The organism is Nitrososphaera sp. (assembly GCA_039938515.1).
GTDB lineage: Archaea > Thermoproteota > Nitrososphaeria > Nitrososphaerales > Nitrososphaeraceae > Nitrososphaera.
The window spans coordinates 47,514-56,703 of the sequence record JBDUUL010000016.1 but is presented as its reverse complement, the minus strand read 5'-3'; the positions used below and the strand labels follow the sequence as shown (position 1 = coordinate 56,703).

Annotated in this window: 13 protein-coding genes; 2 read left to right on the top strand and 11 right to left on the bottom strand. The window is 51.9% G+C overall.

The window, feature by feature from the left end:
- A partial coding sequence (locus ABI361_10225) for a plastocyanin/azurin family copper-binding protein (protein ID MEO9321039.1) occupies positions 1-98 on the top strand: 98 nt, incomplete at its 5' end.
- 140 nt (positions 99-238) lie between these two features.
- Positions 239-583, top strand: a complete 345-nt coding sequence (locus tag ABI361_10220) for a P-II family nitrogen regulator (protein MEO9321038.1) — start codon at positions 239-241, stop codon at positions 581-583.
- 9 nt (positions 584-592) lie between these two features.
- Here the strand turns inward: ABI361_10220 and ABI361_10215 are convergent, their stop codons facing one another.
- The 11 genes from ABI361_10215 to ABI361_10165 form a co-directional block, all read right to left on the bottom strand.
- On the bottom strand, positions 593-742 hold the full coding sequence (locus ABI361_10215; protein MEO9321037.1) for a hypothetical protein: 150 nt from the start codon (positions 740-742) through the stop codon (positions 593-595).
- Positions 743-800: 58 nt separating this feature from the next.
- Complete coding sequence (locus tag ABI361_10210; GenBank protein ID MEO9321036.1) at positions 801-1,145, bottom strand: P-II family nitrogen regulator; 345 nt, start codon at positions 1,143-1,145, stop codon at positions 801-803.
- Between the two features lie 129 nt (positions 1,146-1,274).
- A complete protein-coding gene (locus ABI361_10205; protein ID MEO9321035.1) occupies positions 1,275-1,787 on the bottom strand; it encodes a biotin/lipoyl-containing protein in 513 nt (170 codons plus the stop codon).
- Complete coding sequence (locus ABI361_10200) at positions 1,787-3,334, bottom strand: acetyl-CoA carboxylase biotin carboxylase subunit (protein MEO9321034.1); 1,548 nt, start codon at positions 3,332-3,334, stop codon at positions 1,787-1,789. The genes ABI361_10205 and ABI361_10200 overlap by 1 nt, the downstream gene beginning before the upstream one ends.
- Before the next feature lie 25 nt (positions 3,335-3,359).
- Complete coding sequence (locus ABI361_10195; GenBank protein ID MEO9321033.1) at positions 3,360-4,901, bottom strand: acyl-CoA carboxylase subunit beta; 1,542 nt, start codon at positions 4,899-4,901, stop codon at positions 3,360-3,362.
- Between the two features lie 148 nt (positions 4,902-5,049).
- A complete protein-coding gene (locus ABI361_10190; protein ID MEO9321032.1) occupies positions 5,050-5,262 on the bottom strand; it encodes a hypothetical protein in 213 nt (70 codons plus the stop codon).
- Positions 5,263-5,283: 21 nt separating this feature from the next.
- The gene (locus ABI361_10185; GenBank protein ID MEO9321031.1) at positions 5,284-5,670 is read right to left on the bottom strand and encodes a hypothetical protein; all 387 of its coding nucleotides are present in this window, start codon (positions 5,668-5,670) and stop codon (positions 5,284-5,286) included.
- Entirely contained in the window at positions 5,667-6,929 is a 1,263-nt protein-coding gene (locus ABI361_10180) for an AAA family ATPase (protein MEO9321030.1), read from the bottom strand. The genes ABI361_10185 and ABI361_10180 overlap by 4 nt, the downstream gene beginning before the upstream one ends.
- 4 nt (positions 6,930-6,933) lie before the next feature.
- Positions 6,934-8,067 carry a hypothetical protein gene (locus ABI361_10175; protein ID MEO9321029.1) on the bottom strand — a complete coding sequence of 378 codons (1,134 nt, stop codon included), beginning with the start codon at positions 8,065-8,067 and terminating at the stop codon, positions 6,934-6,936.
- Positions 8,068-8,146: 79 nt separating this feature from the next.
- Positions 8,147-8,755 (bottom strand): 30S ribosomal protein S7, encoded by a 609-nt coding sequence (locus ABI361_10170; GenBank protein ID MEO9321028.1) that lies wholly within the window; start codon positions 8,753-8,755, stop codon positions 8,147-8,149.
- Positions 8,752-9,189 (bottom strand): 30S ribosomal protein S12, encoded by a 438-nt coding sequence (locus ABI361_10165; protein MEO9321027.1) that lies wholly within the window; start codon positions 9,187-9,189, stop codon positions 8,752-8,754. Before ABI361_10165 ends, ABI361_10170 begins: the two co-directional genes overlap by 4 nt.
- Position 9,190 lies beyond the last annotated feature (1 nt).

Below are 9,190 nucleotides of genomic sequence, written 5' to 3'. Positions count from 1 at the left end.
CAAAGTCAAGCTACAGCTTTACCTTCACAAAGGCAGGCACGTACAAGTACTTCTGCCAGCTGCACCCGACGATGCTAGGCACCGTTAACGTATCTTAAGGGTCGGATAAAGCCGACTCCCTCTTTTTCCTTTTTCTAAAAGCAGTCCTTTCTACGACAGGCAATATCGCGCAAAAGAGCTCCGCAGGCACAATAAAAGATTAATAAAACATGCTGGAATTCCCAGCGGTCATTTAAACATGAAAAAGATCGAGGCAGTAATCCCTACCGCCAGGCTCGATAAGGCATTCACAGCTCTCAAGGAGTTGAACCTTGGCGGACTGACTTATTATGATACCAAGGGGCGCGGTGAAATACCTCGGCCCGAGGTTCACGGAAGCAGAGGCACCACAACGTTCCGGCCAGCGTTTAACATGAATTCGACGATTGTTATAGTTGTCAATGAAGCGATGGTAGACAAGGTGGTTGAAAAACTGCTTTCAAGTACTAGCACCGGAATAAAGGGAGAGGGCAAAATCTTTGTCTCTGATATCGACGATGCCGTGGATATCGGATCAAAAGTGAGGGGAGAAAAAGCGATCTAGCCGCGCAGGCTAGTTTGCGTTGCCTGCCACGTCCTCAATAGCTTGGCTGGCATTGAGCATTCCTTTGCTCTTTGCGTACAACTCGATTACCTTCAACTGATCCGGGCTGAGGCAAACCGGCATAGTCCTTCTCTCTTGCGCTTCAGACTGGTTTTGCATTACACACTCTTGCGCGCACACAAGATTATAACTTTTTCTTTGGATTAGTCGCCAGTGACTAGAGGGCCACGTCCCCGGTTTCTCCGCTCCCGATGTCGTACGCTTCTGCTACATCGTAGACGAAAATCTTGCCGTCTGACGCAGAACCGGTTGTAATTACTTTGAGGACATCTTTGATAATTTCCTGTGCGACAGAGTCCTGGACTAGCACCTCTATCTTGGTTCGAAAGCTGAATTCTGGCACGTATCGCATGACGCCCCTGCCGACTGAGACGGGTTCTCTCTTTGCCCTTCCCCTTCCCTTGACATCGTAAAACGTCATGCCACCAACCTTGTGTCTGTGGAGGAGCTCATTAACTTCGGTAAGGCGCTCGTGCGGGATTATCAGGTCCAGTCTCTTCATGGATAATTGCCTGTAAATGCTCGGATTATAAAAATATAGCAAAAGAAGAATTTCATGTTGCTATCCGCTGATCTCGAGCAACATTGCTCGGGATGCGAAATACATTGCAGGGAGTTCAGTGACAGGCGATTACTCGATTACCGCCAGAACGTCATGGCGCGCAACACTAGCGCCCTGCTTCACCCTGATCTCCTTGAGAGTCCCGTCTTTGTGTGCTTTGACGGCTACCTGCATCTTCATGGATTCCAAGACTACGACCACGTCGCCCTTCTTTACCTCCTCGCCGGCTTTGGCGTTGATGCTTACAACCCTGCCAGGTATCTGGCTGGCAAGGTTCCTGTCTCCGCCCGAAAGCCCCGCCGCAGCAGAGGACTTTTCGAGGACCTCTGTAAGCTTTGAGTGCTTTCTCAGGGTAACTGGGACTCCGTCGACTACTAGCCTGACTTCTGCACTGCTGGACTGCAGAATCTTTGCGTGGTGGTATGAGTTGTCGAGTATGAACTCAAAGTCGTTGCTGGTAGATTTTAGGAGCCTCAGTGTCCTTTCCTTTCCACCGATGTTCAAGATAACCGAAGAATTGTCTGCAGTCCGGACAATCTCACCTCCCAGCAGCTGCGCCAGGTCGCCTATTTTGAACTCCACTAGTTGTTCCCCACCCTGGACTTCCAGCGCGCCGAAGAGCTAGGGCTCTTGGTGACAGACTTGGCCTGCTCAGTTACCGGAGCCACACTACTTCCCTTTACAAACTCTGAGTAAAGCAATGCCGCGGCCACAGCTGCAACAGAAGACTTGGACGTCTCAGCCTTCTGGTCCTCGGCCATCCTGTCGAAAACCTTGTACCTCTCCAAATAGTCCGTCGAAAGCTCCCCCTTGATGAAATTTGGCTCCTCCATGATAGTCTTGTACAAGGGGATGGTAGTGTTGATACCCTCAATTGTAAATTCAGACAAGGCGTTTCTCATCCTGACACGCGACTCGTCAAAGTTGCGCCCCCATGCAAGTAGCTTTGCAACAAGCGAATCGTAGTAGCCTGATACCGTGCATCCTGGGTAGAGATAGGTGTCAACTCTGATGCCGGGCCCGTATGGAATGTTGCAATTCGGCACGGGTCCCACCGACGGCGCAAAGTCATAGAACGGGTCTTCCGCGTTGATCCTGCACTCCATTGCACAGCCATTCATTTTCAAGTCCTCCTGCTCGAAGGGAATTTCCTCTCCTTCTGCGACAGCAATTTGCAGCTTGACAAGGTCAAGACCTGTGACAAGCTCGGTGACAGGGTGCTCTACCTGAAGCCTGGAGTTTATTTCTATAAAGTAAAAGTTGCCTTCGGGGTCGCGCAGAAACTCGGCCGTGCCTGCATTGAGGTAGTCAACTGCATGGGCAGCCCTCACCGCGATCTCGCCTATCCTGTCCCGGGTCTTTTGATCAACTACCGGGGACGGGGACATTTCAATGAGTTTCTGGTGCCTTCGCTGTATGGAGCATTCGCGCTCGAAAAGATGCCTGCCATTGCCGTGGGAGTCTCTTATCAATTGGAATTCGATGTGCCTGATTTTTTGTAGGTACTTTTCAACGAAAAGGGCTGCTTTTCCAAAGGCAGCTCTCGACTCAGCGGAGGCCATCTCGAATTCCTGCCGCAACTGTTTTTCGTCCCTAGCAAGCCTGATGCCCCTTCCCCCGCCTCCAAACGCAGACTTCAGAAGCACAGGGTAACCGGCGTTGTGAGCGATATCTGCGGCCTTTTCCACGTCTTCGATTATCCCGTCGCTGCCCGGAACGGTTGGAACCTTTGCGTTTTTCATCACCTCTTTGCATTTCATCTTGTCGCCCGTTACTTCCATGGCTTTCGCTTTTGGACCGATGAACACAATGCCGTTTCTTTCGCACATTTCCGGAAAGTTCTCGTTTTCCGACAGAAAGCCATAGCCGGGATGGATTGCGTCGGCACCCGCCGCCTTGGCGGTCTCGACTATCTTTTGCATGTTGAGATAACTTGCTGCCGGGGCCGCCGGTCCGATGTGGAACGCTTCGTCAGCGCGCTTGACGTGGACTGCTCTGACGTCCTCGTCGGAATAAATCGCCATGGATTTTATGCCAAGCTCGCTGCAGGCCCTGATTATTCGCAGGGCTATTTCGCCCCTGTTTGCGATCAAAATGCTTGATATTTTCCTGCTCATTTTCTCAACCATTCCTTTCCTGCCATTCTATCCACCTTTAGAGGTTGATGTTCCCGTGCTTTTTCCATGGCCGGGCCTCACGCTTGTTCGCAAGTGCTTCGAGAGCCCTGATTATCATCGGCCTGGTCTCTGCGGGGTCGATCACAACGTCGATTGTCCCCTTTTCGGCTGCGATGTATGGGTTTGCAAACTTGTCCCTGTATTCTTTGGCCAGCTTCTTCTTTGTTGCCACAGCATCCGGCGAGCCTTTCAGGTCCTTCCTGTGTATTATGGTGATGGCTGCTTCCGGTCCGAGCACGGCAATCTCTGCAGTGGGCCATGCGTAGTTAATATCCGCTCTCAGGTTCTTGCTTCCCATGGCGATGTAAGCCCCCCCGTAAGCCTTGCCTACAATGCAGGTTATCTTTGGCACTGTCGCTTCGCAGTAGGCGAACAAAAGTTTGCTTCCGTGCCTGATAATGCCGTTGTGCTCCTGTTCGGTGCCTGGCAGATAGCCTGGCGTGTCAACTAGCGTGACTATCGGGATGTTGAACGCGTCGCAAAAGCGTATGAATCTTGAAGCCTTGTTGGACGAGTTGATGTCAAGTGCGCCTGCAAGGTACATGGGCTGGTTCGCGACTATTCCTACGGTCCTGCCGGCCATTCTTGCAAACCCGACCACTATGTTTTCGGCAAAAAGCTCGTGGACCTCGAAAAAGTCGCCGTTGTCCACTATTGACTTTATGATCTCCTTCATGTCGTACTGCTGGTAGGGGTTCTCTGGAAGGATGTCAACCAGTTTGGCGTCTATTCTGTTGGGGTCGTCACCCGTTTCAATGATGGCCGGCTCTTCTGTGTTATTCTGGGGCAGGAATGAAATCAGCTTCTTTATCCTGTCAATGCATTCATACTCGTTTTTGGCGACAAAGTGCGCAACGCCTGACTTGGATCCGTGCGCCTTTGCGCCTCCCAGCTCTTCAAAGGAGACTTCCTGGCTGAGGACTTCCTTTACGACTTCCGGGCCAGTGACAAACATCTGGCCAATGTTTTCGACCATTATAACAAAGTCAGTCATTGCAGGCGAATACACGGCCCCGCCGGCACATGGGCCGATGCTCGCGGTAATCTGGGGTATCACGCCGGAAGCCATTGTGTTTCTAAAGAAAATGTCGCCGTACCCGTCGAGGCTGAGGACGCCCTCCTGTATCCTTGCCCCGCCAGAGTCAATTATCCCAATAATCGGGCAGCCGACTTTTGTCGCATGATCCATTACCTTCGCAATCTTTTTGCCAGTCATTTCCCCGAGCGATCCTCCAAGGACGGTAAAGTCGTACGCAAAAACAAAGATCTGCCGTCCGCCGACCGTCCCAAAACCTGTTACCGCGCCGTCGCCGAAGGACTTGCCAACTGATGGGTCGTCGCTCCGGTGCGTGACGTACTTGTCAATTTCAATGAACGAGTTTTCATCAAGCAACAGGTTGATCCTTTCCCTTGCCGTCAGTTTGCCTTTAGAGTGCTGGGCTTCAACCCGTTCCTTTCCCCCTCCGCCTTCGGCAGATTTTTTTAAAGTAGCAAGTCGCTTGATTTTATCCTCATGCATAGAACGTGAAATTAGCCAGCTTTTGGCAATATAAATTCATTATTAGCGTTAAAGATTCTTGTTCAAGTCGAAACATGTGGCGTAAAGATTGATGTTTATTCGCCGATTAGGCGGATATTTCACGTCCGGTGTGCATAACGCGGAAAATCTATTCTCGCAGGCCCGCTCGGCCGCCCTGCGCTCTGCGAAAAACGTTCATTCCCAGGTTATAGTTCTCGTAAAGAGATTGAAGAGTCTCGATTTCGGTGGTAAGCGATGCGATTTCAAGCCTGTTGCGAACAGGGTCGCTTTGGAGTTTTTCAAGCGCCGCCTTCTTTTCGGCCAGCAGTTTTCCCACGTTCTGCTCGTAGTCGCTTGACATTCAGACATCAGGTCATCATGTTCAAATTTTAACTTTTGGAATCTTCCTTGCCTTCTTTAGAAACTCGCGCTGATAGGCAATATACGGATCTCCGTCTCCGGCAAAGCATTCCTCGCAAATACACCCCTGTGACACCATGGTCCTGTCGCAGTCAAGGGCCAGACTGCATTTTCCGCAGCCCGAAGGCTTGCCGCAGATAAAGCAGTCAAGCTCCATCACCGGTGCAGGGGCCTCGGGAATTGGAGTTTCGTTGGCGGATTGCGGTGGCTCGCAGGAGACATGCCTGACCGTCTTTGAAGCCTTGGACCACAAAGCAACCTCGCCGGACGGGATTTCGCGGCCACAGGCCGAGCACCTGCCGCGGAACTTGAGCGGAATTTTGAGCCAGTCTTTGGGAGATGCGCTCATGTCAATTTCCTCTCCAAGACCTTCACGAGCGACTCTGCAACCGACTCGTCGCCAAAGTTCTCTAGCGCGAAGCGCTCTATGTCAACTTTTGGCTCATGCCTGGCAAGGATTTGCAGAAGATAGGGAAGCATTGCAGCGCTGCATGTCCTCCTAGAGGTGATGGTGGCAGGCGCCAGCGCGGCTGCCAATTTCCTCGTGGTCTGGCCGCGCGCATACAGCGGGCCCATCAACGGCCAGGGGAGCGAATACTGCGAATACTTGATCCCTTTATTTCTCGTAAGCTCGTACAGCCCCTGGGAGAGCATTGGGGCGACGTACTTGAGCAATGCCCATTCCCTGTTGCTGCCGGCCCTGCCTACCACCATGTCCGCCTTTGAAATGATGTCCAGCATGGGTGCCATATCGTCAGTTTTGCCATCTCGGTCCTTCTCCCTGCTAGCTAGCGAGGATACTATACTTGAAAAAAGGGCCGCAATCATGTCTTTTCTTCTAAGTTCTGGGCTCATACCTTCGAATCTGGGATCCGGGTATGATGCATCGGCGGCCAGAAAGGCGCCGATAGCTTCCTCCCTTGAAGTGGAGGAAAAATATCTGTTGAGGGCGTGGGAAATCTCGAGCTCGGGGGCGCTTTTTGATCCGGTGGCGTAACCGGCAGCCCTCGACTGTGCATTGTTCAGAAGAGCCCGGACATCCCCGCCGCTCGTAGTGATTGCCGCCCTCTTGTCGCCCGGCCCCAGACTCCTGCCCTCGACTATTAGGACATGATCCAAGAACATCTGAAGTTCGCGCGGTGGAATCCGTGAAAACTCGATTGTCTTGCACACCTTGGCAAGATCCTTAATTTTCGCGCTCTTTTCGTTTGCAGCCATTATTACGGGCACTGTCGGCTCCTTCATCATCTCCGTCAGAGCCTCAAGCCCTCCGCTATCCTCCCTTCCGGCGATTCCGTCAACCTCGTCCAGGAAGAGCAGTATCCGCCGGCCGAGAAGGTTGCTCGTATTTGACAGCACGGGAAGTATCCTTTCCCGAAGCGAGGCCTTGTTCCTCGTGTCGCTGGCATTCATGTCAACCAGGTCATAATCAAACTGCGCAGCCAGAATTCTTGCAAGGGTGGTCTTGCCGATGCCAGGAGGACCGACAAGCAGCAGTGGCTTCGTGCCTCTAGCCCAGCTCGCAATCCAGCGTACAGCTGCCAGTCTTTCCTGCTCATTTCCAATCATTTGTTCGACTTTGCTTGGCCGATGTTTTTCGGACCACATCATGTCAATGTATTTGCCCTAGCCCTTCGATTCTTTCCCTAAATTCCCTAAACGGTGACCGTCTCAAAAGCTCGAGATACCAGTATTCGTTGTAGTGCCTCACCGTGAGAAACAGAAACTCCAAGAACGGCCGGTATTCAAATTTTTCCGGCAGCATGTCAAGCGCAAGCTTTGCCTCCTGCAGGTACAGGTCGGCCTTTTGCATGCACAACTCAAAGCCCCTCTTGACATCGTTAGAGTTCAGAGCAAAATAAAGCGGCCATGATGGAATCTTCACGTACCCGTTCTTTATGGCATCCTCTATCTCGTTTCCGCAACCGACGGACTCTGCAGCTTTGGCCATTCCTAGGTAAAAGATGTCGCCAAGTGGCCTCCTATCAAGCGCCATGTTCCGGCCAGCCGTGCCCATGACTGCCCTGTATTTTTTGTAGCAATCTGCCATCTTCTCGTCAGATATGCTCAGGGGTCGCTGCTTGAGGCCGACATCTATTGCCTGGCCTTTTCGAGCGTCCTTGAAGCCTTCCTCAAATGCCGCAAGTACCCTGTCACCGCCGATTGCGATTTTCTCCCTTGCCAGCGCGAGTATGTACGGGCACATGAACTTGTATTCTTCCAGGTATTCCAGGTCCTCGTCGCGGTCGACAATTCGGTCCATCGGCTCGGACAGGTCGATGGCAATAATGTGGCCATCGATCACCGCGTTTTTCTTATCCTCTGCGACGGAATCGCCAAAGAACGCAGCGGACGAGTCAAAAAGGGCGTGGAAAACCGGAAATGTCATTTTAACAAAGTTTGAATCTAGTATCCTCGCAACCCTGTCCTGCAGCACCGGGAGTGACGAAAGTCGCTCCCTGAGGGCGACATATTCGCTCTCGCGGGGAACAAGAAGAGCAGACCCGACCTCTGACGCAAAGTTGTCCATTGTCTTGGAAACGGATGCGTCGCTTTCAATTAGCTTGTGCAGCGACAAAGCAAAGCGCGACGAAAAGGCGCCGAATTCGCGCTCAGTCTTCTCCTTGTACTGGTTGAATTGCTTGTAGCCCTTGCTGCGAAGCAGGCCCTGCTTTAGAATGTCCTTCCCTGACTGAGTGCTCATCAGAGCCTCCTTTGAGAACACCGACTTGTCCTTGCCGCTCATGCGCTCTTGATGCGACGGGAATATTATTTAATTATTGAGAATCGTAGATTGCTAAAGGGGAAAAAGTAAGAAAGTATGGTTATCTCGATGCCATCGAGATTCTTTCTTGCTCGTTCTTCTTCTTGACGGCGTGACTGGCCATGTCGTTGTTTGACGCCAGAATGATTTCCTTGGCAAGGGCCTCTTCTATTGTCTGTGGGCTTGAATAAGTGGATTCGCGGACGCCCTCTGCGATAAACCGTAGGGCCAAGTCTATCCTCCGAAGCGGCGCGACATCGACCGATACGTGGTAAACCACACCACCGTAGACAATCCTAGTGGTGTCCTCGTTCGGCGAAGAGTTCTCGATTGCCCTGACCAAAAGCTCGACCGGATTCTTGCCAGTTTCGAGGTGAATGATTTCAAATGCCGACCTGACAATGTTGAGCGACTTTGCCTTCTTGCCTCCCATTCTGCCCGTGTTCTTTGCATATTTTTTGCCGAAGTGCATCAGTTTGTTTGCGAGCCGTTCCACGATGTGGACTTCGGCCTTTTTGAGCCGTTGGTGCTCATGCCTCCCAAAGGTATTGGGAATTGCCGCGGCCGGATCCAGCTTGATGACTCGCTTGAGGCCGATGTCGTTGACGCCAATGGTTGTCGTGTCCCACTTGTTAAAAAGTAGAATGTTGATCTGTTCCTTCCCGCTCATCTTCTCGGCTTCTCCTTTCTTCCATGTACAAGTTCATTCAACGACACTCCGTTGACCTTGAATACCTGCCATCTGACTCCCGGAATATCGCCCATTGCTCCTCCCATCGACCCTCCGATTCCGCCAATGATCACTTCGTCGTGCTCGTCGACAAAGTTAAGTGCGCCGTCTCGGGGCAAAAATGCAGTGACCGACTTGCCGTTCTTTATCAGCTGCACTCTGACACACTTGCGCACCGCAGAGTTTGGCTGCTTTGATTCGATGCCGACTTTTTCCAGCACTATGCCCCTTGCCTGAGGTGCACCCTCCAGAGGGTTCGCCTTCTTGTCAAGCATGAGCATTCTTCTCTTGTAATACTTGTCAGCCCAGCGTCCGCGGCTTTTCTTTGCGCGCAGAACCCTGCCTGCAAACAATCCTAAAGGTGATTTACCCATT